The sequence below is a fragment of the Pedobacter sp. Leaf250 genome (genome assembly GCF_920984735.1).
Classification (GTDB): Bacteria; Bacteroidota; Bacteroidia; order Sphingobacteriales; family Sphingobacteriaceae; genus Pedobacter.
Genome location: NZ_CAKLBU010000017.1, coordinates 77,895 through 103,364 on the forward strand (window position 1 = coordinate 77,895; position 25,470 = coordinate 103,364).

Below are 25,470 nucleotides of genomic sequence, written 5' to 3' on the forward strand. Positions count from 1 at the left end.
ATTATCAATTAAAAAGTTACTGAAAGACCCAATGAGAAATTTCGTGGTGCAGGATATTTAAACTGAGCAATGTTATTACTATTTTCAGGGTCAAATCCACTCCATTTTGTCCAGGTTCCGATATTTTGTCCCATCGCATAAATTCTAGCTCCGCTAATGATTTTCGTTTTCGCAACCCAAGCTTGAGGAACATCATAACTTAATGTTAAATTTCTCCAACGGATAAACGAAGCATCTTCGATATCAAATGAGCTGAACTGACGACTTGAACCTAAACGGGCAATATTGGTAATGGTGTTTGTTGGAGTCCACGCATTTGCCATTCTCGTTTGTTGATTATATCCAGAGAACTGAGATTGACTAGATAAGAAGAATGATTCATTGTTAAACATTGAGAAACCCTGGAAGAACACAAATAAAGTACTTAAATTAAATCCTTTATATCTAATGCTAGTACCAAAACCTCCAGATGTTGGTGCTTCATAAGTTCCCCATTCTGCAGTAGATTGTGTAACACCGTTGTAGATATTTGTAGTTGTACCGTTTGATTCTTTCGTTACAGGATCAACGTTAAAGTAAAGTGGGTCTCCTGTTGCAGGATCAACACCTGCATATCCTACAGCGTAGTGTGAACCTTTAGGCAAACCAACTCTAATAATTGAAGTACCAGCAGGATACTCAGTTGCCTGTCCTAAATCTGTAATTTCATTTTTGTTATAAGCTATATTCGCTGATAATGTCCATACGAAGTCTTTAGTAGCTAAAACATCGACAGAAACATTTGCCTCAACACCTGTATTTCTGATACTACCTGCGTTAATTGAAAGTGCACCAAAGCCTGATGTTAACGATAATTGCTGATTAATAAAGTTATTTTTTGTATTGGTACGATAAACTTCCGTAGTTACACGAAGTCTATTATCCCAGCCAGCAAAGTCAACACCAACATTTAAGCCTTTTGTATATTCCCAATCATAGTTAGGATTACCCGGAGTAGCCGGAGCAATACCAGATACACCTGCGTAAGATACGTTACCATAAGTTGGTAGGTAACCAAAGTTTGATTGATTTTGAGCTGTTGCAGTTTCACCATAACTTGCTCTTAAAATTAAAGTGTTAAGGAAGTTACTTTGACTTAAGAAATCTTCTTGTTTAATGTTCCAGTTAGCACCTATTGAATAGAAACCGTGCCATCTATTTTGTTCTGGAAGTTTAGAAGATCCATCGTATCTATAAGTACCCTGTACTGTATATTTTTTATTATAAGTATAGTTAACCAAACCAATGAATGAGGTAAAACCATATTGTGTTTTGCTACCCCCAACTGTAGGAATCATTGAGTTTGTATTAGTACCAGCAGTAATACCTGCAGGAGTATTCAACAATTTAGGATTGATACCAAAACCATTATAATTAAATAAACTCTCTCTGTTTCTAATCGCTTCAACTAATGCATTTGCATTAATTTCATGTAAACCCCATGATTTTGCATAAGTTAAGCCCGATGTTGATGTAAGATTTAAAATTCTTGTTACGTTGTTACCGTATGATCCTTGATTACCATTCTGAACTGATACACCAGCATGAGATCCTGGAAAGATACTTCTCTCCTGAACAGTTTGACGATAATCCAAACCTAAATTCGTGGTTAACTTTAAGCCATCATAAATTTCATAAGTTGCGTTTGCGATTACTGTTGATTTTATCTGATCCGTCTTTAACGTACTATTATTTAATCTATCTAATGCATTAGAACCTAATCGACTATCGGCCAAGACACCATTTGCAGCCGTGTAGGGATTAAAGGGCCTGAAACCATTCGTTGTATTATTTGCTGTTAAAATTCTACCGTCTGGTCCATACGGGTTTTCCCATGGCAATGCTAAATAAACTGCTGCAAATGGATTTGCTAGTGCTACACCTGCTTCAGATTCAATAAAATTAGACTTTGACCATCCTAAATTACTTTGTAATCCTAAAGTTAATTTACCAGATGTATGATCTACATTTAAACGCATTGTGTAACGGTTCAAGTTAGAACGTAATGCAATACCTTCTTGGTCATAGTAATTAAAACTTGAGAAGAACCTAGTTTGTTCAGAACCGCCTGATGCCGTAACCTCGTGTTGTTGGAATTTTCCATCTCTAAAAAATATATCATCCCAATTGGTATTGATATTACTTAATGAATCTCTAATAACCGCTCTTCTTGCCGCTGGAATCGTTGATGCTGTATTAAGAGCTGAATATGTCCAACCTGCACCAGCCCTACCTTGTTCTTGAAGAGCTAATAATTGCGACGAGTTCATCATGTCAAATTTGGCTTGAGTTCTCAAGTCAATACCACCTTGAACATTATAACCCACTTTAACTTTACCCGCAACACCTCTTCTGGTTTTGATTACAACAACACCATTACCACCTCGTGATCCATAAAGCGCAGTAGCTGAAGCATCTTTTAGGATACTAATTGATTCATAATCGTTTGGATTCATAGTAGAGAAAGTTGCTTCATCAACAGCAATACCATCAATAACATATAGTGGAGTTGCACTACCGCCAATGGAATTGGAACCACGAATACGGATACTTGCATTGGACCCAGGTTGCCCTGTACCAGATAATACATTTACGCCGGGCGCCTGACCTTGAAGTCTAGTTGTAAAATTTGGTTGTGGAATATTAGCGATCTGACTATTAGTAATAACTGAGGCAGCACTAACATTTCTTACTTTCGATGTTTGTGTATAACCTGTAACAATTATCTCTGACAAGGTATTATCATCAGAAACTAAGGAAACATTGTACACATTAGTAGAAGTTATAGGCAATGTTTGATTAACATAACCGATATAAGAGATAATAAGATTTTTGGCATCAGCGCTTGCAATAAGCGAAAAGCTACCGTTTTCTTTGGTTACTGCTCCCCCTTGAGAACCTTGGACTCTAACAGTTACTCCCGGAATAGGCTTACCATCTGCCTTATCCGTAACTGTTCCTGTAATTGTTCGGTTTTGTGCCCATGCAGATCCAGCAAGAAGCATTAACACGAACAAACTTTGTAGAAGTTTTTTCATGAAATTTAAGTTAGGAATGATTGATTTATAAGCCTCTAATTTATGAATAACACACGTTCATTTTACCAAAACCATTAAAAATATCAGCATAATTAGGAGTATACCTAAATTATGACAATTTTATTGCAATAGGATTAAAACAAAATAAATACTAAAAACTTAGTTAGAACCTTATTAAAAGGTTTTATGTAAAATTCTGAATTAACTTATAAATTAATTAATGAAAAATGGCCAAAATCCTTAGAATCTAGACCATTTAAAGTAATAAATCGATTAATAAAGCGTGTCGTAATAGCTCAGTACTTTAATAATACCATCTATTGATTTCACCTCTATTTTATTTTCTTTAATGTATTTCGACAATTCATCATTTCTACCCAATGCCGAAACAATAGACTTTTCGTTATATTTTACTTTAACAATTTTATTATCTGCCTTGACAAGATAATAATTTGTATCATCCGCAATTTTCCGGGTCACGGTTGCGGTGTTATAGCCTTTGCTATCAATCACTGTTTTTGTTACTTTTTTTAAAAATTTCACTTTACCATCATATATAACTTGATAAAAAGTTTTATCTGTAAACTTATCAATTGGCGAAAAACCATTTTTATATAATTCTTTCGTTGAAGTAACTAGAAATTCTTTTGGTTGATCCTTAAATTCATATTCCTCACCATCTTTTCCTTTAAGCACTAATAAATCAGCAAGGAGATCATATTTAACTTCATTTGATGCTGGTTCAATCCCAGTTCCAAACTGCACTACAGCCTTTTGCCAATCGCTAAATAAATATGGTGAACCTTCGAAATCAGAATCAGTTCTTTTTGCCCTGATAATCTGGCGATCGCCGCCCATATTTACGTTGCCATATACTTGGGCATCCGCTGTAAGATGGGTCAGAGTTGCTATAAAAAAAAACAATAATTTTTTCATGTTGAGATATATTAGTTTACAAAGCAATTAATAAGAACGAAAGTAACTAAAATACAGTATAATAGTCACAAAAAAGGCCCCCAATTTTATGGGAGCCTTTTATTAATTTTTTAGTTCAATTATCTTGAACCTTTATAAGTTATTACTAAACCAGTAACTTGTCTAGCATTAGCTGTCGGATTCCATTCAAAATTAAGCGTAAAAGTTTTAGTAGCTGGATCATATTTGTTATCAGCGCCAGCAATGTTTCTCAATGTTGCATTCCCCAATGCTCTCATCGTCACTTGGTTAGTAGCCGGGTTTACAGTAGCTTGAAGATTATCAATACCTGCAATACCGGATGTACCTCCAAACCATGTTAAACCACTAATTTGAACAGCATTCGGGCCTATTGTACTTAAAGTAACATCAGGATTTCCCGCTAAAGAACCGTTTAAAGCGTCGCCAACGGTAGGAACTCCTGGAGCAGAGTAACGCTGAACATTACCAGCTACAGTAGAGTAGATTCCATCATAAGCATTCTTAATGCTTAATAAAACTAATATAGTATCACTTGTTGCAACAGTTTTCTTAACTCCACCCCAATCAGTTACTCTAAAAGCCACCGCATACTTTTTACTCACATCACTCCATTTGCTACCATCTAAATTCAAGCCAAAGTTCTGTGAAAAAGCACCTGGCCCAAAAGTAACATTATAACCCGTTGCAGTTTTTGTATATCCCGCATCAGATGATGATGTATAAAATGATGCAGGCAGTTCTTCATAAGTTTCAGCATGGTCTGTATTATATTTTGTTATAATACCAGCATTTTGCTCTAACTTAATTGTATTTGTTTGTTGTAAATCCGCATTGTTAGCTGCATCTCTCCTAATGCTAAACATTGGAGTTTTAGCAATATTTGTGAATGGAGAAAAGAATAATTTGACTTCTCTACCCTCTAGAACTTTAAAGTGAGTAATGCCAGAGTCACCTGTTTCAGTGCCTTCAAATGCATCCTTTCTACAAGATATCGCTGTAACGGCGAACAATAACGCAATCCCAGCATATTTTAAAAAATGATTTTTCATTTTGATTAATTTAAATGTTAATGATTATTGATCCCACCACATTCTCGCATCCTGCGTATTACCACCAGTTAAACGAGCGATTGCCGCATCGTTATTTGCTTTATTAGTAGTTTGTTCAGTTGCCGAATATGCCAATCTTCTAGGAATTTGTTTTGATGAGTTTACTGCTGCAGATGCTGGAACAAGCGTAGGAAAACCTGTTTTTCTCCAAATATTCCATCCTTGTTGGCCATCTGGATAGCTCGCCAAATAACGCTGAGTCGAAATATTCCTCACATTATTAACCGCACCAACAGCACCTACGGCCACGTTTGCATTAGCTAAATAAGTAGCTGAAGGCGCACTAACTCCCCATTGCTCATGCGATAGTGTAATGCCTTGAACATATAGCGAAGAAAGGCTTTCAGTTGTCCATCCTAAATTTGCTGCTTCAGCTCTTATCAATGCAATTTGTGAAGCTGTAATAACATACATGGGGCTTGATTGATCACGTTTATCCCCCCTTAAAACACGTGCCCAAGTAGGGTTGTTATTTGTGAAACCTTCAGTAGTACCTTTGTCGCCACCATAAGGAATACCAACACTTGAAGTTGCAGTATTACCTTGTTGCTCGCTAGCACCACCAAAAACAGCTTGTCTAGCATCGGCCAAACTTCCAGTTAAATCGGTCATTGTCTTGCTTTCGCCATAATCTTTACGGCCATTGTAGCCATCCCAGATTACATTCCTGAAATTCGGAGCAGCAGGTATAATAGTCATATTTTGAGCATTTGTTATAATTACTCCTCCTGCATCAGCTAATGCAGCTTTAAATTGTGTTGCTGCATAATCACTAGCACCAGGGTATTTTTTAGACAACTGAATGCTCATTACTAAACGTAAAGAGTTTGCAACCCTTTTCCAAGATGCTACATCACCATTATAAATGACATCACCAGTGATCGCCGATCCATCAAATGATGTTGCTGCAGTTGTTAGTGCTGCCAACATACCTTTATATATGGCTTCCTGTGTATCGTAAGCTGGTGCATTTACTGTAATTCCCTTTAAAGCTTGGCTATAAGGTAAATCACCCCAACGGTTGGTTAATTGAAAATATACATATTGTTGTAATATTTTAGCAACCTGATTCTGATTGTTGCTACTATTAACCAATTGAATATTCTCTAAATCGTATAATATACCACTATAATTTCCAGTAAATCCATCCTGATTTAATGCATATAACATTGCATCAGGATACTGACTTTGCGAAAAGTATTGTGCATAATAACCACCTGTTACAAAAAAGGTATATCCCCTTAGGTTTTGTATAGAATTGGTTAATAAAGCATCGACTCTAGGCGTGGTAGTAGCTGCCGGGTTATCGTTAGCAATACCAAAATCCTCTATTTTTTTACACCCAATCGAACCTGCTAGCAACAAGCCAATTAATGATGTATATATAAATTTCTTTTTCATAATAAATATCTTTTGTTTTTCTAAACTAGAACGCTACTCTTAAGTTAAAACCAAATCCCCTTGTGCCTGGCAATTGAGCTGTTTCACCGCTCGTTGCAGATACTTCAGATGGATCGAAATCTTTCGTTTTAGCATATATTAATACAGGATTACGAGCTATTATTGAGAATGTTGCATTCTGAATATATTTACCCATACCCAATTTTTTAACTGGAATATTGTACCCAATAGAAACTTCACGTAATTTGATGAACGTTAAATCATAGATATAATCATCAAAAGTTCTAGAATTGTATAAACCTTGGTAATAATCAATTGCACTTAGGTAATAAGTTTTAGGCTGACCAGTTGTAGCATCAACTCCATCTACTCTAACACCACCGCCATCAGCTGGATTATCACGTACTGAAACACCTTTATCATTTAAAGCTGCAGTACGGGCAGTTAAACCACTATATGATCCCCACATATTTGATAATGAAACAAATTTTCCACCAAATTGGTAATCAATATTAGCAGCGATATTGAAATCTTTGAAAACAGTGAATGAATTTTGTAAACCACCAGTATGTTTTGGAAGTACGCTACCAAAAAATACGTTTGGATCATTTACGAAGTGACCGTTAGCATCTAATAATGGAACACCATCAGCATTTCTCTTTTTACCATTACCATAAATCTGTCCCCACTGCAATCCTTCTTCATGAACCATAAATGGCATTGTCGTACCCCAAACGTTATCCACATTTGCAATTCTAGTGATACCATATTTTTTACTTACTTCAACAACTTTATTATCTAATAAGTTGGCATATGTGCCAGAAATGGACCAAGAGAAGTTTGGAATCGACACTGGCCGACCAGTTATTTGAAATTCTAAGCCTTTCTTATTGATTTGTCCGATGTTTGTAATGATTGATCCAAAACCTGATGCTGCATTAATAGCAACCTCTCTAGGGAAATTTTTCTCTGTTGCATCCCAATAAGTTGCAGCCAAAGTAATTCTATTGTTTAAAAATCCTAAATCGATACCCAGTTCATAATTTGATGATGTCGCACCACTAATTTCTGGATCTACTAAGATATCAGGAGTAGACATTAATAAGTTACCATTCCATTTTAAAGCATTTACACCATAAGCAAAGCCAGGATAAACATAAGCACCAAAACGACCAGATTGATCAGATAATGCCTGAGGAATCTCACCATAAGAAGCTCTTAACTTACCATTCGATAACCATCCAAAGCTTTCTTTAGGTAATAAATCGCTAAATACAAATGAACCACCTATTGATTTAGATAATACATTGTTTTTTGCTTGCGGCAATGTCGAGAACCAATCGTTACGAAGTGTTCCTTCTAAAAACAAATAGTTTTTATAACCTAAAGTTAATTTACCAAAAATAGCCCTATATTTTTCAATATATCTTCCATTACCAACTATAGGCTGATTAACAGAGTTTTGAACTGTAAATAAATCTGGGATTACTAAACCATTATCTGTTTGTGCTGAATTATCTTTATAATCCGCTCGGAAGATATCAGTACCAACAGTAGCATCAACAGTAAAATCCTGAATTTTCTTGGTGTATTGACCTAACAACTCGTAATTTTCTCTATTTGAATAGGTATTAGCGGTATAATAATAACCTCTAGCCTGAGGATCATTACCAGTTGTTTGTGTTCCACTATCATTTAAACGAGTACTATATTTATCTTCAGTAAACGTTGTGTTTTGTTGTTTACGGTAAGTTCCTGTAAATTTCAAATCATCGTTAACTTTATATGTTAAATATACGTTACCATACAATCTATCTCTTTGATTATTTTTGTTTAATAAATCATAATAAGTATAGAAGTTATACCAGTAGTTACCAGCATAAAATGCTTTTGGATCTGCTGCATTAAAAGAAGTTGGATCGTTGTGGTTCCAGCTACCATAAATGTTTGTTCCATTTAAGCCTGGTACCGTTAAACCTCTTAATTCTTTCATAATGCCCATATCCAAATCTCTATGGAACCATTGGTTAAAAGATCCAGTACTTTGACTTGAATAAGCATCATCAATATCTCCACCTAATGCAGTTTTAACATAATTGATGTTTGCTCCTACAGTGAAGTGTTTATTAAGATCATAATTCAATACTAAGTTTAAAGTGTTTTTCTTTAGATTGGTATTAGGAACCAAGCCTTGAGTATATTGATTTCCATAAGTCATTTTGAAATTATACTTTTCACCAGCATTCGCAAAAGTAACTGTGTTATTCAATGCAATTCCTGTATTGAAATAATCACGAGCATTGTCTGGCTGCGGTGTTAAAGAAGCCGTTTTGTAGGAATATTGAGTACCTGGATACCATGCATACCAAGGAATATATTCCTGACCAACCATTTTAGGACCCCAGCTTGAATCATCACTATAGTTATGGTAATATTTACCGTTAAGTGCTTGCCACTCTACAGGATCGCCAGTTTTCCAATTGTATTGGATAAGATCGGCAGAGTTACCACCTGCATAAGTGTTTTGATAATTTGGTAAAATGTAAGCATTTTCGAAAGTTGCACCTAAATTAAGAGTGATACCTGCACCTTCTGTTTTCTTACCTTTTTTAGTTGTAATTAAGATCGCACCAGCTGCTGCTTGAGAACCTAATAGAGCTGCTGCAGCAGGACCTTGTAAAACAGAGATATCTTCAATATCATCTAAGTTTACATCATCTGCATTGGGAAGAATAGTTCCATCAACAACATAAAGCGCACCGCTACCAGTACCGAAACCACCTGCTCCACGCAATCTAACTTGAGTGTTTCTGCCTAAAGCCGCTGCCGATTGACTTCTTACCTGAACACCCGCAACCTTACCTGCAAGAGCATTGTTAATGTTAGTTCCACGCACAGTATTTAATTTTTCACCACTAATGGTTTGAATATTTGCTGTAGTTGCTCTAGCTGTAGTTTTAGTACCATAAGCACCTGTTACTACAACTTCGGTTAATTGATTTGCATCGCCTTCTAACACTACGTTAACTACGGTTGAAGAACCTACGGTTACTTCTTTTTGTTTGTAGCCAACATAAGTAAACACTAAGACTGATCCATTTTGTGCAACTAATGAAAATTTACCATTAGCGGCGGTAACCGTACCCGATTGAGTACCTTTAATTTTTACACTTACCCCAGGAATTGGAAGGTTATCCTCCTGTGCAGTAACTGTACCAGTGATTGTTCGATCTTGTGCATATCCAGCTGTAGCCAAACACAAGAATATGAACAAACTTTGTAGAAGTTTTTTCATAGTTATGAAATAGGTTAGTTAATGATTAATGATTCGCCTAATTTAAGCGTTGAAATTCAGGTTAAAAAACTTTTTTTAACATTTTTTAACAAACCTTTTTTAAGGCGTACATAACAGATTGAAAATGAAACAATTAATAAATGTTAAATCATTTTTAGGGCATGTATTTTAATCAATTAGCTTAACTATAATTCAGAATATATCGTGATAATTACGATTTACTATAGTATCCGAATACAGAATTTATTCAAAAAACGCAGATATTTTCAACAACACATTAAAAATGTATTAAAAATTCGCTAGTAAATTGCAGTTGTGATGTTTACGTTAAGAAAATTTATGTTTATCTATAAAATTTCAAATCACTCTTAATTAAATAGCTATTATTTAAGAATAATGTTGATAAATTGGTTAATAACTACAAAAAAGAATATTCCCAAAAAGTGTTTTTCCACCTTCCCAAAAATTTCTGAAAAGCGGATCATTGGCTAAATAAACTACTTGTCCTTTGCCAAAATCCTGAACACCAATTAATAATCCAGATTTTAGCTCTTCACGAACTTTTTTACCTACTACTCCTGCCATTAAGCTTTTGTCAGCGACCTGACCAACATTCCAGCCTTTGGTAAATGGTTCATATATCTTACGGTCGGTTTTAAGGGTATAATAAAATTTACCTAATCCGTAAGAAAATGGGTGAGAAGCATCTAAATTTACTTTGTAGATCGCACCAGGAATTGCAAACTCAAAATCATCTTTATCTTTATTCTTAAATAAAAGTTTACTCGGTTCTGGTTTTTCATCTTTCTTAGCTACCAATTCTTTCTTTTTTAAATCGAAGCCTTTTTTATCTATAACGCTTTCAATAGCATCTTCCATCAAAATAAGTTTGCCGCCTTTATTCAACCACGAAGTTAAGCCATCACCAATAAAAGCGCTATAACTGCCATCTGGAAGAATTAAAGTATTTACTTTATTAATATCTAGATTGTTTATGTCTTTTGCATTAATAATACTTGGCGAAAGATTTAAGTCGTGTTCCAAATAAAACCAAGCCTCTCCGAAAGCCAAAGAAGAAACTTCATTTCCAGACACGATGGCTACTTTAGGTTGTTTAAGAATCGGATAAACATTAGAGCCAAAATCCTTTCCCTTTTCAACAAAACCACTGGTAATCCCTCTTACCGGTTTATCGAATTTCTTAGCTGTGGTTACAACCTTAGTTTTTAAATCCTTTACCTGCTTCTCATTTTCAGTTCTCAAAACAATTAATGTTCCTGCTGGATAATCTCTTCCGGCAACGGTAAAAGCCTGATCAGCCTGTCTTACCTTGATATTCTCCTTTTGTAAAGCACTTAAAACCTGAGCATCTTCTGCGGCACCCCAAGCAAAAAGCCAGGCCAGTGGTTTATCAATATCGTTCGAAGTTTGATCAGCGATTGCTAAATCTGCATATTTCCCTTTAAAACTTTCTTTGCTGGCATATGCTTTTAGTCCGTATACATAAGGTAGCGCCCATGCAGTAATGTCATAAGTATTGGAATCAGCAACAAATGTTTGTGGTTCTAATAAAACATTTGCCAAAACTGCTCTAGGTTGTTGAACATTTACAATCAAGTCATTTCGATCAACAGTAAAACTTTCTTCTTTCTGCGTATCATAGTCATAACCTCTGCCATTTTTATCAGCTCCATAAGCAAACTGGATTTTGTTTTTTGTAAGCAATTCTGCTAATTTCTTTTGCCTAGATAAGTTATTTGCTTTGATGATATAAGTTTTGTAAACCCCGGGCGAAGCTGACAATTCTTGCTGAAAATATTTTTTATATTCTTCTAATAACCTGGCCTGGTTTTGAGATGAAACCTCAACAGTAGACATGCCTGTAGTAAAATGATGCGCAATTCTATCTTTTAAAGTCAGCGTATCGCCATCGTTGGTTACCACCGATAAGCCTGCTCTAATTCCACCTTGCTCATAAGTCATCCCAATGGCACCATTGTATAAAGGATAGGTATCTCCATACGAAGGATAAAGCAAATCGAAGCGTTCTTTGGTAAAGTATTGCCATCCTTCTGCATCAAAATATTTAGCATTGTTTTTTCCAACCACAACCTGAAAACTTCTCTGCCATGGAGTAATATCCTGATGAACAGGTTCGGCGGCAGGAGCAAAATAATAAGGCTCATTGTAGCTTTGTTCGTGAAAATCGACATGCACCTGTGGCATCCATTCGTTGTATAATGCCAATCTTTGTTTACTTTCTATTTGCGTTTGCCATGCCCAGTCGCGGTTTAAATCAAAATAATAATGGTTTGGTCTACCTCCTGGCCAAGGTTCAATATGCTCACGGGAAGTAGGATCCGAATTAGGCGTTTTACCCACCACACTGTTAAAATAATTCACATAACGATCTCTTCCATCGGGATTTAAACACGGGTCGATTACTACTACAGTATTTTTTAACCATAAATTGGCTTGTGTATTTTGTCCTGAAGATAAAGTGTAAAGCATCTTCATGGCGGTTTCAGTAGAATTAGCCTCATTTCCATGAACATTATAACTTAACCATACCATAGCTGGCTGCGATTTAATATCCACAGTATTATCGGTTCCGGTAGCAAGTTTTAAATTATTTGATCTTATTTGCTCTAACCTCGATATATTTTCTGGCGATGATATTGCAACAACTATTAATGGCCTGCCTTCATTGGTTTTGCCATATTCGATTAATTTTATGTTTTTTGGCGATGAAGAAGCGGTTTGCTTAAAATAATCAACTACTTTATGATGAGGTGTAAAATGCGAGCCAAGTTCATAGCCCAAAAATTCATCGGGTGATTTTATTTGGGCAGTAGATACCAAAACAGAAGCCACCAAAAACAGACAGAACGTTATGCTTTTTTTCATAAAATAATTAAATTTTATCTAATGTAGTAATTTTGCTTTTTGTTAATGCTAAACCTTAATTTTACAGCACATTTTTTACGAAGAACATGATTACGACAGCTGAATTATACTTTCACTTTCTTAAAAATCCAATTGTTTCAACGGATACCAGAAACATATCGCCAGGTTGTATCTTTTTTGCACTTAAGGGTGATCATTTTAATGCAAACGAATTTGCAGAACAGGCGATTAACAAAGGCGCATCATTTGTAGTAATTGATGAAGAAAATTATGTTTTAAATGAAAAGTGTTTATTGGTTGATGATGTACTTACTGCTTTGCAGGATTTGGCCCGCCATCATCGTAAACAATTGAATATTCCCGTTATCGGGCTTACCGGAAGTAATGGAAAAACAACAAGTAAAGAATTAATAAACGCAGTTTTAGCTGAGCGTTATAAAACCTTTGCTACTTTTGGCAATTTAAACAACCATATAGGCGTTCCACTTTCTATTCTTTCAATTACCCCTGAAGTGGAAGTTGCCGTGATCGAAATGGGAGCAAATCATCAAAAAGAAATAGAATTGCTTTGTACCATTGCACAGCCTACTCACGGCATCATTACAAATGTTGGTATGGCACATTTAGATGGTTTTGGAGGTTTTGAAGGCGTTAAAAAAGGTAAAGCCGAACTTTATGCCTATCTAAAAGAAACCAATGGTTATACTTTTATGAATAGAGATAATCCTTATCTATTGGAAATGAGTTCTAAAGCCGATTTAAATAAACTAATTTATTATGGCACTGAAAATGGCAATACCATCAAGGGAAATCTTAAGAGCAGCGATCCTTTTATTGAGGTGGAATGGACCAATCATGAAGTTTCATCAGCCGTTAAAACCAATTTAACCGGGAGTTATAATTTTGAAAATATTTTAGCTGCGATATGCATTGGCGATTTCTTTGACATGAATCCAGAAGAGATCAACAATGGCCTGGCCAATTATGAACCTAAAAATAACCGCTCACAGCTGACCAAAACTGAAAACAATACGGTAATCTGCGATTTTTATAATGCAAACCCAAGTAGCATGTCGGCGGCTTTAAACAATATTGCTGTTTTAACCGCAGATAAAAAAACAGCTATTTTGGGCGATATGTTTGAACTTGGGCCAGAATCTGCTACGCAACATGAACTCATTGCAAAGCAGGCAGCAGATAGCGGTTTGGATCAAATAATATTAATTGGGAAGTTTTTCTATGCCTATAAAGATGCATTCAAAGGTCTATTTTTTGAAACACCTGCTGAAGCAGCAAATTACCTACAACAAAACAAGATAGCACATAATCTGATTCTACTTAAAGGTTCAAGGGGTATGAAACTGGAAAGTTTGTTACAATATTTATAGCGAACTTTTCCAATTGAAAATGCTGTAACTGCCCCCAATTACAAGATAGCGCTTTTGGTTTAATATTCAATGCTAAATTTCAAGCCATAAACTCTGACAGGCTGGGTTATCTGTCAATAAAAAAGCGTTATACATTACTGCAAAACGCTTTTAGTTGTTCGGTTGTTATTATCTTAAATGTACAAGCTATCTTCTTCTATAAATGATATGCCTTTTAAAATTAATTGACTAAAGCAGTTATTACTCAACCTCTTCTACCAGAATACCAACATCGCTGATTTCAACTAAAGGATTGTCTCGCATATTTTGCTCAACTTCGATTTCAAATTTTCCATTTCTGGGGAAACGATGGTTCTCGAGCAATGGTAAAGTATAATTAAATACGTTTCCCGATCCACTTCCCAACCATTCACCATCATTTTTAGCCAACTGAAATTCGAAACGTTGATTAATTACATTTTTGCCATCTTTAAAGTGAGCCAGAACAAAAATGTTAGAATACTTATATTCAGCTGTATGCCTTAATTTAAAATATACATTATAGGCTTTCTTATTATCTTTAATCTCAAAGGGCGTAATAATGTGATTCCGATAAGTCCACTTACGGTCGGGAATTTCTACATTACTATCAATAACGCTCGAGGTACACCCTATAAAAATAGATGCGGTTAATAAAAAGCTAAATAAAAGCGCCGATTTATTCAGCTGGTTTATTTTCTGAGCCATTGCTATTATTTCGGCGGTTATTATTTTTCCTGCGATTATTTCTGTTTTTGTTCTTGCTCTGTTCTGGTTTAACTCCTTCAACATTTTGCTCACCTTCTGCTTTTGCAATAGGTTTTTGTTGTGGTTTTGGCTGATTACCCTGAGGTTTTGGACCATTAACATGTTGTGGTTTTGGCACTGCCTGATGCTGAGGTTTTGGACCAGCATTTTGTGGTCGTGGCCCAGCGTTTTGCGGTCTGTTACCTTGCTGTGCTTTCTGACCGCCCTGTTGCGACCTGTTTGCATCTGCATTTTTATCACCAACTGGAACACGCTCTCTTCTATTATCGTTTTTATTATTTCGATTTTTTTGATTTCGGTTCTGGTTGTTTTTACCTTTCGAACGATCATCCAAACGGGTTAAACTATCCTGACCAACAACGTTTTCATAATCGAAAGATTTTTCAACCACAACCGGCGCAGCTATTTGAACAGCTTCTTCCTTTAAATTAGGCGCTTTTTTACCAGCCTTATTCATTGCCATGATTTCTTTCACACGAGCTGCTTTAACCGGAATCCAGTTTTCATCACCCTGATAACTAAACCACATAATTTTCTTGAAAATATCGGTTTTTTGGTGTCGGGCATAACCGGCTTCCGTGTCCAAATTTTCAATACGATCAGGAATATCCTTTAATGCATCTAAATAAGTATCCAATTCATAATTTAAACAGCATTTTAACTTACCACATTGGCCAGCAAGCTTTAACGTATTTAAAGAAAGGTTTTGATAACGTGCCGCAGCAGTAGAAACCGTTTTAAAATTGGTTAACCAAGTAGAGCAGCACAATTCGCGACCACAAGAGCCGATGCCGCCTAAACGGCCAGCTTCCTGGCGCATTCCGATCTGACGCATTTCGATGCGAATACGGAAACTTTCGGCCATTTTTTTAATCAGCTCACGAAAATCTACACGACCATCTGCAGTATAAAAAAATGTAGCCTTAGTTTTATCGGCCTGGTAATCTACATCGCTAATTTTCATCTGCAAACGAAGATCTAAAGCCAGTTTGCGGGCCTTATGCATGGTTTCCCATTCCATTTCCTTGGCAGCATTCCATTTCTCTACATCAGCTTCGGTTGCCTTGCGATAAATCTTTTTAACAACCTGATCCAATGAAGTTTTACGGCGTTTCATTTGTACACGCACCAATTCTCCCGTTAATGAAACATGGCCAACGTCGAAGCCGCCTGTTGGTCCTTCAACAGCAACCAACTCGCCAATTTCCAAATAAATGTTATCATTATTAAGGAAAAATTCTTTTCGCGAACCTTTAAATTTTATTTCTGTAACCTGAAAAGGTTTATAACTTGAGGGCATATCCAAATTGGATAGCCAATCGTGAACTTCCATTGTTTGGCAGCCACCGGTACCGCATGAGCCATTACTTTTGCATCCATTAGGGGTGCAACCACCACCTGTTGAACAACTTCCACATCCCATAACTAATTGTATATATATTGAGTCCCCGTAGGGAGCGTTTTAAACTTTATAATTTTTACCAACTGTAAAGATACATCTAAAAACAGAATTTTCGGGTTAGCATTCCTTTCGATATGGTAATGCGCTTTCTCCAACTCCCCAATTATTGCTTCCGCCATAGGTAATGTAAGCACATGTGTACTTAGCTTTTTTGCTGTTTCAAGCGTTAAAGGTGGCAATTTTACCAAATCTTCAGCACCGCTTAAAATCAGGCAACACTCCCGCAAATAATTTACACCATATTTTAAAAAATTCTTCTGATTTTCTCTTCCCCACTTTGCAGCGTCGTCAGTAAAGTCGATTAATTCCGGCACTTTATTACTAAAACCATTACGCAACCAACTTGTAAATGTTCCCGAGCTATCGCTTTGCGTATCGGCAGCCAAAGCCTTCGCTTCAATTAAATTCCCATCGGCAAGAAAAGAATAATCAATTGACTGATGTTCCGTTAAGCCTTTTGAATTTAACAAATAATCCGTAACCTCTTTTCCGCTTAGCTTTGGAATTTTAACAATTTGCGTCCGCGATAAAATGGTAGTTAGAATCTGATCCTGACTTTGTGCAATTAAAAGAAAAAGTGTATTTGCCGGCGGTTCTTCAATCAATTTCAGCAAGGCATTTCCGGCTTTATCCAAATATTCGGGCAGCCACATTATTAAAACCTTGGTTTCAGCCTCAAAAGCTTTATAGCTTAATTTTTTAATAATATCATGGCATTCTGCAATCGGGATATTCGCTTGTTTATTTGCCGCATCAAGTTTCGATCGCCAAATATCCATGTCGAAATAGGGATCATGCATCACCATGCTTCTCCACTCTTCCAATACATCTACAGCCGTTTTTGTATTGGCTGATGCGAAGAATGGATAAGAGAAATGCAAATCAGGATGAATTAACCGCTCATATTTTCTGCAGCTTGAACATTCTCCGCAACTATCATTTTCTAATTTACTTTGGCAGTTAATGTATTGTGCATAAGCAATGGCCAGAGGTAAAGCACCAGAACCAACGGGCGATAAGAAGAGCTGCGCATGGCTTACACGGTTTTCGTTAACCGTTTGCACCAATTGTTGCTTAATTCTGTCTTGTCCGATGATTTCTTTAAACTGCATTTGGTGCAAAATAAGAAATAGATACGAGAATTGAGGCTTCGTTATCCCGATCTTCTTTCAGAAGCCATATTTTTTAAATTAAAACGACATTTAATTTAATTAGAAAAGCAATGTTTAGTAATGCTTTTGTTCGGTTCGGTCCCTCTTTCCGCTATATCCCAAATTGTAACAATTTGGGTATGCCGCTTCAATAGGGTTTAGATAATAAATACAGAAGCTTTTTGGGCAAAAAACCCATTTACCGAAAAATCTTACCTTTGAAGCTTTTAATTTATGATAGCAACACGCTAAACTTTTTATATGGCTCGAATCCTTGCATTTGATTACGGAACTAAACGCATCGGCATTGCTGTAACCGATTCATTGCAGATCATTGCAACCGGATTGGATACCATTCACCCGAAAGACGCCATTGAGTACATTAAAAAATATTTGCTTACCGAGCAGGTTGAGGCTTTTGTTCTAGGCGATCCGAAACAAATGGATGGATCAGATTCTGACTCCAAACAACATGTTAAAGGTTTTTCTACGCTGTTAAAAAAAGCTTTTCCAACTATTCCGCAGCATTGGGTTGATGAACGTTTTACATCAAAAATGGCACAGCAAGCCATTATGCAAAGTGGGCTTAAAAAAATGGATAGAAGAGCTAAGGATCGGGTTGATACCATTGCAGCAACCATCATTTTACAATATTTTATGGAAACAAACCGTTTATAATCGAATACATGAGCCTGATAAACGACGATTTACAACAATTACTAATCAACTATTGCGAGCCTGAAAGTGAGTTGCTCCAGCACATCGATCGCGAAACCAACCTAAAAGTTTTAATGCCAAGGATGCTATCTGGCCATTACCAGGGCAGGGTTTTAAGCATGTTGAGCAAAATGGTTTCACCAAAAAGAATTTTAGAAATTGGCACTTTTACCGGTTATGCCACACTTTGTTTAGCAGAAGGTTTAACCACCGATGGAAAAATCTATACCCTTGATATAAATGCCGAACTGGAAGATATGGTACGGGCAAATTTTGCTAAATCTATAAATTGCAACAAAATAAACTACATCCTAGGCGATGCCAGCGAAACAGTAAACCAGTTGGATGAAACTTTCGATATCGTTTTTATTGATGCTGATAAGAAAAACAATGGCACATATTACGACTTAATTTTTGATCGCGTTCGCCCGGGAGGAATTATCATTGTGGATAACGTGCTATGGAGTGGAAAAGTACTTCAGGATAAACAAGACAAAGACACGAAGAATATCACTAGTTTTAATGATAAAATAGCTGCAGATGAACGGGTTGAGAAATTAATATTGCCTGTGAGAGATGGGCTATTTGTAATTAGAAAACTCGGTTAACTGAATAATTGTGAAACCGTTTAACTGAAATAAAAAATCGTCATTGCTTCGTACCTCGCAATGACGCCAAAATGAAAAAGAATGAAAAATATACTTACTTTTTGCCTTTTGCTTTTAAGTGTTACCATCACCAAAGCACAAAACACAGAAGATTATATTGCAGAACATGTTGATGTTGCCCAAGAATTGATGCGTGATCACAAAATACCGGCTAGTATTATTTTAGCAGTAGCCATTCATGAATCAGCCGCCGGAAACAGCCGAATTGCGCAACATTTAAACAACCATTTTGGTGTTAAAGGACCAAATAATAATGAGGAGATTCGCTCTGCCTACCGTGATTATGATAGTGATGAAGAATCTTACAACCATTTTGTAGAAATTATGGAAACCCGTGCACCTTTTAACAGTTTGTTTGGCAAATATGATCAATACGATTACAAAGGTTGGGCAAAGGGAATCCAAAGATCTGGTTATGCCAGCAGCCGGACCTGGGCAAGCCAGGTAATTGCAATGGTAAACAAATATGATCTTTTTCAATATGATGATCGCCCTGAGGGATACACAGAACCCGTACATAAAACATCTGTTTACCACCGCAAGAAAAGATCTACATCAAGAATTTATACCGTGAAAGCAGGCGATAACTTAGGCGTTATTGCTAAAAAGAAGGGCACAACCATTAAAACCTTAATGAAAAAGAACGGACTTAAAAAAGTAAGTTTAAAGCCAGGCCAAAATATCAAGTTTTAAGTGTTATATAATACGTTAAGTCATCACCATCAAATAACCATTTAAAGAATTTTATCAATTAAATATATAATGCATTCATCCTACCGTTTATCTTTTCTGTTCCTTCTGTTAGTATTTATTAGCTCTTGCAGTTCACGAAAGTTTTCAAAAAACAACAAGCAGATTGAAAAGGCGGCAAATAAAGCAAATAACAATGCTTACAAAAGCTATAACACATTAAGTTACATTGACGAATTTAAAGCGGTTGCCATTGAGGAAATGAATGCTTTTGGAATACCTGCAAGTATAACCCTTGCTCAGGGTATTTTAGAATCAGGTAGTGGGAACAGCGATTTAGCCAAGTATGCGAACAACCATTTCGGTATTAAATGTACTTCCGATTGGAAAGGAAAAAATTATTTCCGCGATGATGACCAAAAAAACGATTGTTTCCGTGTGTATAAGGATGCTCGTGAGTCTTTTAAAGATCACTCCGAATTTTTGAAACGCAAACGTTATAGCTTTTTATTTCAATTGGATAAAAACGACTACAAGAGTTGGGCGCAAGGTTTAAAAACCGCAGGTTATGCCACTAATCCGAAATATCCCGATTTACTGATTAACATGATAGAAAAATATCAGCTTTATCAATATGATCAATCGGAAAGTGAAAAACAAAAAATTGCCCGTGAGGACCGAGTTTTTGCAGAAATCAATCAAAATATTCCACAAGAGAAGAAGAAATTTACACCAGTTGATACGCCACCTCCAGGCGCCAAGCCTATTTTAGCCGATGGAACCTACACAGTTATAAAAGGCGATACCCTTTACAACATTGCCAAACGTTTCAATTTATCTGTTGACGAACTAAAAATGCTAAATGAAATGACTACTGATGGCATTAAACTTGGGCAGGTACTTAAGGTTAAATAATGTTAATCGTAAACTTTGCGCAATAGATATTTGTAGTTTTGTAAACACATGAAACTTTTTGCTGCCTTTATTTTTTTACTTTGCTTGTCTACAGCGCTTTTTGCACAAACAAAACCTGTGCAGGGAATCGTTATAGATAAGGAAACCAAGCAACGGCTGGCAAAAGTGTACATTTACAATATTCGTACGGGAGACGGTTTGTACAACAACACAAAAGGAGAATTTAGCACTTATGCCAATCCAGGCGATACTCTGGTGGCTGCTTTATCGGGCTATGGTGTAGACACAATCGTTTTCAAAGGGCAAACGGCTGCCTATTTTCAATTAAAATCGTTAGGAATTAGATTGAGGGATGTTGTAATTGCCCAAAAAAGGTTAACACCGCAACAGCAATATGAAAAGTCGGTAAGCGAATACCGCTACCAAACCATGAAGGGCAGTAGCAAAGATCTTTTGAATTTAGGAACGGGCGGCGTTGGTTTGGGCATCGATGCAATTTATAATTTATTGAGCCGCCAGGGAAGAAATGCCCGCCACCTGCAAAAAATACTGGAGAAAGATTATCGCGAAGATTTAATCGATTACCGATTTAAAGCATCATTAGTTGAGCAGGTTTTAGGCATTAAAGATACCGAACTGGAAGATTTTATGCAGCAGTACCGCCCAACTTATCAATTCGTACTCGATGCAGACGATTACGCCTTTAATATATTTATTCGCAACGCTTACCGAAGCTATCGCATGAATCCTAAAGCTTTGCAATTGCCTCCATTACCAAAACTAACGATTGAGAAATTGTGAGGCCGCCAATTTTAATCGTAAAGAAGTTACCAGCAGCCGGAATGGCAGTTTTTCCATTTATTTTGCTGAAATCTGAACGCTTCAAGTCTGATCCGGAAATTATTAATCATGAAAAAATTCATTTAAGGCAACAGTTGGAATTGTTGATTTTGCCCTTTTATATTTTATATCTAATCAATTACTTATTTAACTTGATTATTTATAAAAAACACCACTTGGCATACCGTAAAATCATTTTCGAAAAAGAGGCTTATCAACATGAAAGTGATTTAAATTATCTTCGGAATAACAACTGGTATGGCTGGGTTAAATCGATATAGTGAGCTGAATTCGGCATTTTAGTCGTTTGTAATTAGACATCATTTTGTTAAAACCTTTTTATCTATAGAATTTTTGTTTTTCTTTGTAACCAATGAAAAATTGTTTAGCCGCCCTAATCCTTATTCTAAGTATCTGCTCTACAAAATTATATGCACAGGTAATTGATACCATCCCGATCAATACAAAAGACCTGAACATTAAATTAAAACGCAGTCCTTTACCTAGTAGGCAAGGTCCGTTAAATTTCGAGCCAGTAAAAATTCCGCCCTTTATTGTTAATGCAAAAGTAAATTACTGGAAAACCAAAACAGCTATTGGCATCAATGTCAATCAGGCACAGTTTAGCGATAACTGGAAAGGTGGCGGCGTAAATTCTGTTGCGGTTGGTGGATTACTGAATTGGAAAGCTGAATACAATAAAAACAACTATAGCTATGTAAGCGAAGTTATTTTGCAGTATGGTAAAATCAAAAACAAGGATCAGCTGCAAAAGAAAACCAACGACCGTATTTTTTGGGATAACAAAGCTTCATTTCAACTATCAAAAAACTGGTTCTTTTTCGGCTCTGTTAACTTCGAATCGCAGTTTGATAGTGGGTATCGCTATTTTAGAGATGGAAATGGAGAAGAACAACAGGTGTTGATTTCTAGGTTTATGTCGCCTGGTTATTTAACCGAATCAATTGGTTTTGAGTATAAGCCAAATAAATATTTCTCTACCCGAATTGGTACTGGTACTGCCCGCCAAACTTTTGTGTTGGATACTGCTGTTTACGATAATAAAGCAAATGTATTTGGTGTTGATAAAGGCAAACATTTTAGAAACGAGCTGGCTTTTCAGGTGGTAAGTGCTTTTGACAAAGACATTTTCAAAAACACCAACCTAAAGGCACGTTATGCCATGTTTATTCCTTATGAAGATATTGCTGTAAAACGCATCGACCATCGGTTAGACGTAGCCTTAACGGCGAAAATCAATCGTTTTATGAATACCAGCTTAACTGGTGTAATATTGTTTGATACGGATACCGATGCAAAAGTACAGGCCAGTCAAACTTTGGCATTGGGTTTTGCCTTCGTGTTCCCGAGGTAGAGGGGAATTTGAAGTATAAAGTTCAGAGTGTAAAGTTTAAAGTCAGGAATTAATTCCTCAAACCCTTTTTCGTTTCTTTTTTAAGTCTAAATAATCAACAAAATACAAAACCTTTACTGATAGGCTATTATTTTGTGGTGCCGATAATATGCCATTTAGATTTTTATTGTACCGCTGTGTAAAATACGAATCGTAAGTTTCTGCAGCATCTTTATACGAAACCGATAAAGTACTGCCTGGAGCAAATTGCCAGGTATAAATTAAATCGATATTGAAAACATTATAATTTCGATCAGTTCCTGTTAAAGCAGGCCCTTGGTAATCCATTAAATTTCCATCAGGTTTCAATAAATAAAACTCTTTATTCCGTCGATCGCTCCAATAGTGCCTTAATACAACCGTTACGCCCATTAAGTTGGTAAAGGTATATTTTGCATCGAACGAATTTTCTACCGTTCTTCTATCATATCTCGAAAAAATAGCTTGACCGCCTTGCGAAGTTACCCAATTTACATAATTATAATTTGGGTTGAAATTTAAATCTAAACCAAAAGCTACTTTATCATTCAATCTGTAGTTTTGAAACAGATAGAAATTATACTCCTTTCCACCAAAAAGCTGTTGCTCGAAGAAGCGCACATTTCCGCCAAAATTATAAGCTTTTGCACGATTTGGGTTTATGTAAAGTCCAATCCCGTAACTCTCTGGTGCTTTATAAACCTGACCATTTCTTGCTTCATAAAAATCGTTACGTTTTGCGCCGTAATTCATTTCTATCTCTGCCGACCATAGATTTTTAAAACGAACGTAAGCACCTCCATTGGCCGAAGTACTTTGATAATCTCCAGGATTTACCCTTCTTGAATAGATAACATTAAGCCAACTTTGCATCTCATTGAACCATTTACTTGGCTTAAAAATATTATATCCAAAACCAATTCGTTGATCTAAAAAGTTGTTGTTCGTAAAAAAACCCATGTCCGACGGATCAAATTTAGCATCAGCATAAACCTGGTTATAATTCCAGGTGAAATTACCACTTTGTTTACCCAAACGTAAAGTATAACTATAACCGCTGCTACTTTCTTCGCCACGCAGATAGCTCATTTTAGCCCCGCCATTAATAAAATACTTATTGTCTTTATTGTTTAAATTGAATAACAATGCACTTACATTAGCATCGTACGCACTGCCCTGGCGCAGCACATTTGTGTTAATAAATGTTGCCGAACTATTATTTTTTAATGATTGATCGAAAACCAGAATATTGTAGTTGGTAAGCGGTTGCGTTTCTACGTTGCGCACATTTCCACTCGCATCTTCTACTTCGGTTTGCATGCTGTTTGTAATGGCATTGAAAATACCAATACCTAAACCTTTTGCTGTACGCCCCGAAATTTTGGTTGCATTAAGAACTTTTGCTTCAGTTTGATCTCTGATGATTTTATCATTTTGCCCTACACCGGAGTAATTGTAATAAGAAGGAATGGAACCAATACGTTTGGAATAAAACAGATCACCTTTGTTAAAAAGCTCGGTTCCTTCGGTAAAGAATTGTCGATTTTCGTTGAACTTTACTTCAAAAGGCGTCAGGTTTAAAATCCGATTATCAGATTGTACCTGACCAAAATCGGGCACCAAAGTCATATCTAATGTAAAGCTATTATTGATGCCATATTTAACATCCATACCGCCATTGAAGCGGGAAGTAGTGTTTTTTACACCCGGAATATTAGCTGGATAATGATTTACATACGCTGAAACATACGGCGAAAATGATAAACGAAGCGGAGGCTTGATATCCTTAATGCCCGTCCAAAGTCCTTCTTGATTGATAAAACCATTCACTTTGGGATCGACGAAATTCCAGAAGGTTTGGATATTGGTTCGTTGAATCCTTCGGCTAAAGTTTAATCCCCAGTTTTGCACATCCTTGCTAGAGAACCTTAAAGCAGAATAGGGAATCTTCATTTCGCAAGTCCAACCTAAATCATCAATTTTTACAGCACTTTCCCAAACTGCATTCCAATTGGGATCTTCATCCCCAACCTGCGAATATTTAGCATCAAATTGTACTCCCGCAGCGGTAACAAAAAAACCATTTCCGTTCATTTTATCATAAAACGGATCAACAATTATGGAAATAAAGTCGGCATTTCCGATGTTATCACGCGATACCAATTCGTGTAAAACGCTGTCCTTGTCATCGTACATTCTAGCGTAAACATAAATGGCAACATCATCGTAGAGTACTTTCATTTCGGTACGACGATTTTTTTTTTCTACTCTCCCGGGAACTGGACGGATTTCAAAAAAATCGGTTGCTATTGGTACATTAACCCAACAAGCATCATCCAAAACACCATCAATTTTGGGCGTTTGGACAGTTCTTATCGCTTGAAGTTCCTTTTGCTTTGCAGGATCTTGGGCAGCACAATACGAATACAGAAATATAAAAAATAGAGTTGCCCAGCGTTTCATTTGTTTAGGTTAGTGGAGATAAGACTCCACTAATTTGAAAATGTTGCATGATTCGAAAAATTTTACATCCGTAAATGATATTGTTGGTGTAGGAAGCAAGCTGTTGTGCTTAAAGGGACAGAAACGGAAATACTCCTATGATTAATATTAGTCATTTAGCATAGAAAAGGCCAAAGCTTTCCTTTAGAGCAGCAGACATTTATTATCTGCCGTTCTTCCGGACATTTCTTTCTCATTACAAATATAATATT

Annotated in this window: 18 protein-coding genes; 8 read left to right on the forward strand and 10 right to left on the reverse strand. The window is 36.3% G+C overall.

Annotation, left to right across the window (positions count from 1 at the left end; genetic code table 11):
- Positions 1-8: 8 nt before the first annotated feature.
- The 6 genes from LUA91_RS15500 to LUA91_RS15525 all read right to left on the reverse strand — a co-directional run bounded on the left by LUA91_RS15500 (position 9) and on the right by LUA91_RS15525 (position 12,746).
- Positions 9-3,077 (reverse strand): SusC/RagA family TonB-linked outer membrane protein, encoded by a 3,069-nt coding sequence (locus LUA91_RS15500; protein WP_231427022.1) that lies wholly within the window; start codon positions 3,075-3,077, stop codon positions 9-11.
- A gap of 273 nt (positions 3,078-3,350) precedes the next feature.
- On the reverse strand, positions 3,351-4,013 hold the full coding sequence (locus LUA91_RS15505; protein ID WP_231427023.1) for a hypothetical protein: 663 nt from the start codon (positions 4,011-4,013) through the stop codon (positions 3,351-3,353).
- Between the two features lie 119 nt (positions 4,014-4,132).
- Positions 4,133-5,083, reverse strand: a complete 951-nt coding sequence (locus LUA91_RS15510; protein WP_231427024.1) for a BT_3987 domain-containing protein — start codon at positions 5,081-5,083, stop codon at positions 4,133-4,135.
- Positions 5,084-5,107: 24 nt separating this feature from the next.
- Positions 5,108-6,544 (reverse strand): SusD/RagB family nutrient-binding outer membrane lipoprotein, encoded by a 1,437-nt coding sequence (locus tag LUA91_RS15515; protein WP_231427025.1) that lies wholly within the window; start codon positions 6,542-6,544, stop codon positions 5,108-5,110.
- 25 nt (positions 6,545-6,569) lie between these two features.
- Entirely contained in the window at positions 6,570-9,839 is a 3,270-nt protein-coding gene (locus LUA91_RS15520) for a SusC/RagA family TonB-linked outer membrane protein (protein ID WP_231427026.1), read from the reverse strand.
- A 411-nt stretch (positions 9,840-10,250) separates the two neighbouring features.
- Positions 10,251-12,746, reverse strand: coding sequence for a M14 family metallopeptidase (locus LUA91_RS15525; protein WP_231427027.1), 2,496 nt, complete (start codon positions 12,744-12,746; stop codon positions 10,251-10,253).
- A gap of 86 nt (positions 12,747-12,832) precedes the next feature.
- On the opposite strand from LUA91_RS15525, the gene murF reads away from it, so the two are divergent.
- On the forward strand, positions 12,833-14,134 hold the full coding sequence (gene murF, locus LUA91_RS15530) for a UDP-N-acetylmuramoyl-tripeptide--D-alanyl-D-alanine ligase (protein ID WP_231427028.1): 1,302 nt from the start codon (positions 12,833-12,835) through the stop codon (positions 14,132-14,134).
- Between the two features lie 240 nt (positions 14,135-14,374).
- Here murF and LUA91_RS15535 read toward each other — a convergent pair whose 3' ends face one another.
- Genes LUA91_RS15535 through LUA91_RS15545 form a run of 3 tightly spaced genes read right to left on the reverse strand, consistent with a single transcriptional unit; the run spans position 14,375 to position 17,494 of the window.
- On the reverse strand, positions 14,375-14,860 hold the full coding sequence (locus LUA91_RS15535; RefSeq protein ID WP_231427029.1) for a gliding motility lipoprotein GldH: 486 nt from the start codon (positions 14,858-14,860) through the stop codon (positions 14,375-14,377).
- Positions 14,832-16,343 (reverse strand): regulatory iron-sulfur-containing complex subunit RicT, encoded by a 1,512-nt coding sequence (gene ricT, locus LUA91_RS15540; RefSeq protein ID WP_231427030.1) that lies wholly within the window; start codon positions 16,341-16,343, stop codon positions 14,832-14,834. Before ricT ends, LUA91_RS15535 begins: the two co-directional genes overlap by 29 nt.
- A gap of 2 nt (positions 16,344-16,345) precedes the next feature.
- On the reverse strand, positions 16,346-17,494 hold the full coding sequence (locus LUA91_RS15545; protein WP_231427031.1) for a hypothetical protein: 1,149 nt from the start codon (positions 17,492-17,494) through the stop codon (positions 16,346-16,348).
- A gap of 300 nt (positions 17,495-17,794) precedes the next feature.
- Between LUA91_RS15545 and ruvX the strand changes: the two genes are divergently transcribed.
- The 7 genes from ruvX (at position 17,795) to LUA91_RS15580 (ending at position 22,738) form a co-directional block, all read left to right on the forward strand.
- A complete protein-coding gene (gene ruvX / locus LUA91_RS15550; protein WP_231427032.1) occupies positions 17,795-18,211 on the forward strand; it encodes a Holliday junction resolvase RuvX in 417 nt (138 codons plus the stop codon).
- 8 nt (positions 18,212-18,219) lie between these two features.
- Positions 18,220-18,858: an O-methyltransferase gene (locus LUA91_RS15555; RefSeq protein ID WP_231427033.1), complete on the forward strand. Its 639-nt coding sequence runs from the start codon at positions 18,220-18,222 to the stop codon at positions 18,856-18,858.
- Between the two features lie 81 nt (positions 18,859-18,939).
- Positions 18,940-19,611: a glucosaminidase domain-containing protein gene (locus LUA91_RS15560; protein WP_231427034.1), complete on the forward strand. Its 672-nt coding sequence runs from the start codon at positions 18,940-18,942 to the stop codon at positions 19,609-19,611.
- Positions 19,612-19,680: 69 nt separating this feature from the next.
- On the forward strand, positions 19,681-20,523 hold the full coding sequence (locus tag LUA91_RS15565) for a glucosaminidase domain-containing protein (RefSeq protein ID WP_231427035.1): 843 nt from the start codon (positions 19,681-19,683) through the stop codon (positions 20,521-20,523).
- 48 nt (positions 20,524-20,571) lie between these two features.
- The gene (locus LUA91_RS15570) at positions 20,572-21,324 is read left to right on the forward strand and encodes a hypothetical protein (RefSeq protein ID WP_231427036.1); all 753 of its coding nucleotides are present in this window, start codon (positions 20,572-20,574) and stop codon (positions 21,322-21,324) included.
- Positions 21,321-21,644 carry a hypothetical protein gene (locus tag LUA91_RS15575; RefSeq protein WP_231427037.1) on the forward strand — a complete coding sequence of 108 codons (324 nt, stop codon included), beginning with the start codon at positions 21,321-21,323 and terminating at the stop codon, positions 21,642-21,644. The genes LUA91_RS15570 and LUA91_RS15575 overlap by 4 nt, the downstream gene beginning before the upstream one ends.
- 92 nt (positions 21,645-21,736) lie before the next feature.
- Positions 21,737-22,738 (forward strand): DUF3078 domain-containing protein, encoded by a 1,002-nt coding sequence (locus tag LUA91_RS15580; RefSeq protein WP_231427038.1) that lies wholly within the window; start codon positions 21,737-21,739, stop codon positions 22,736-22,738.
- 57 nt (positions 22,739-22,795) lie between these two features.
- On the opposite strand, the gene LUA91_RS15585 is transcribed toward LUA91_RS15580, so the two are convergent.
- Positions 22,796-25,219 carry a DUF5916 domain-containing protein gene (locus LUA91_RS15585; RefSeq protein ID WP_231427039.1) on the reverse strand — a complete coding sequence of 808 codons (2,424 nt, stop codon included), beginning with the start codon at positions 25,217-25,219 and terminating at the stop codon, positions 22,796-22,798.
- Positions 25,220-25,470 lie beyond the last annotated feature (251 nt).

Coding starts and splice junctions, on each gene's coding strand:
- LUA91_RS15500 (WP_231427022.1), bottom strand. CDS start 3,077: ATGAAAAAACTTCTACAAAGTTTGTTCGTGTTAATGCTTCTTGCTGGA.
- LUA91_RS15505 (WP_231427023.1), bottom strand. CDS start 4,013: ATGAAAAAATTATTGTTTTTTTTTATAGCAACTCTGACCCATCTTACA.
- LUA91_RS15510 (WP_231427024.1), bottom strand. CDS start 5,083: ATGAAAAATCATTTTTTAAAATATGCTGGGATTGCGTTATTGTTCGCC.
- LUA91_RS15515 (WP_231427025.1), bottom strand. CDS start 6,544: ATGAAAAAGAAATTTATATATACATCATTAATTGGCTTGTTGCTAGCA.
- LUA91_RS15520 (WP_231427026.1), bottom strand. CDS start 9,839: ATGAAAAAACTTCTACAAAGTTTGTTCATATTCTTGTGTTTGGCTACA.
- LUA91_RS15525 (WP_231427027.1), bottom strand. CDS start 12,746: ATGAAAAAAAGCATAACGTTCTGTCTGTTTTTGGTGGCTTCTGTTTTG.
- murF (WP_231427028.1), top strand. CDS start 12,833: ATGATTACGACAGCTGAATTATACTTTCACTTTCTTAAAAATCCAATT.
- LUA91_RS15535 (WP_231427029.1), bottom strand. CDS start 14,860: ATGGCTCAGAAAATAAACCAGCTGAATAAATCGGCGCTTTTATTTAGC.
- ricT (WP_231427030.1), bottom strand. CDS start 16,343: ATGGGATGTGGAAGTTGTTCAACAGGTGGTGGTTGCACCCCTAATGGA.
- LUA91_RS15545 (WP_231427031.1), bottom strand. CDS start 17,494: ATGCAGTTTAAAGAAATCATCGGACAAGACAGAATTAAGCAACAATTG.
- ruvX (WP_231427032.1), top strand. CDS start 17,795: ATGGCTCGAATCCTTGCATTTGATTACGGAACTAAACGCATCGGCATT.
- LUA91_RS15555 (WP_231427033.1), top strand. CDS start 18,220: ATGAGCCTGATAAACGACGATTTACAACAATTACTAATCAACTATTGC.
- LUA91_RS15560 (WP_231427034.1), top strand. CDS start 18,940: ATGAAAAATATACTTACTTTTTGCCTTTTGCTTTTAAGTGTTACCATC.
- LUA91_RS15565 (WP_231427035.1), top strand. CDS start 19,681: ATGCATTCATCCTACCGTTTATCTTTTCTGTTCCTTCTGTTAGTATTT.
- LUA91_RS15570 (WP_231427036.1), top strand. CDS start 20,572: ATGAAACTTTTTGCTGCCTTTATTTTTTTACTTTGCTTGTCTACAGCG.
- LUA91_RS15580 (WP_231427038.1), top strand. CDS start 21,737: ATGAAAAATTGTTTAGCCGCCCTAATCCTTATTCTAAGTATCTGCTCT.
- LUA91_RS15585 (WP_231427039.1), bottom strand. CDS start 25,219: ATGAAACGCTGGGCAACTCTATTTTTTATATTTCTGTATTCGTATTGT.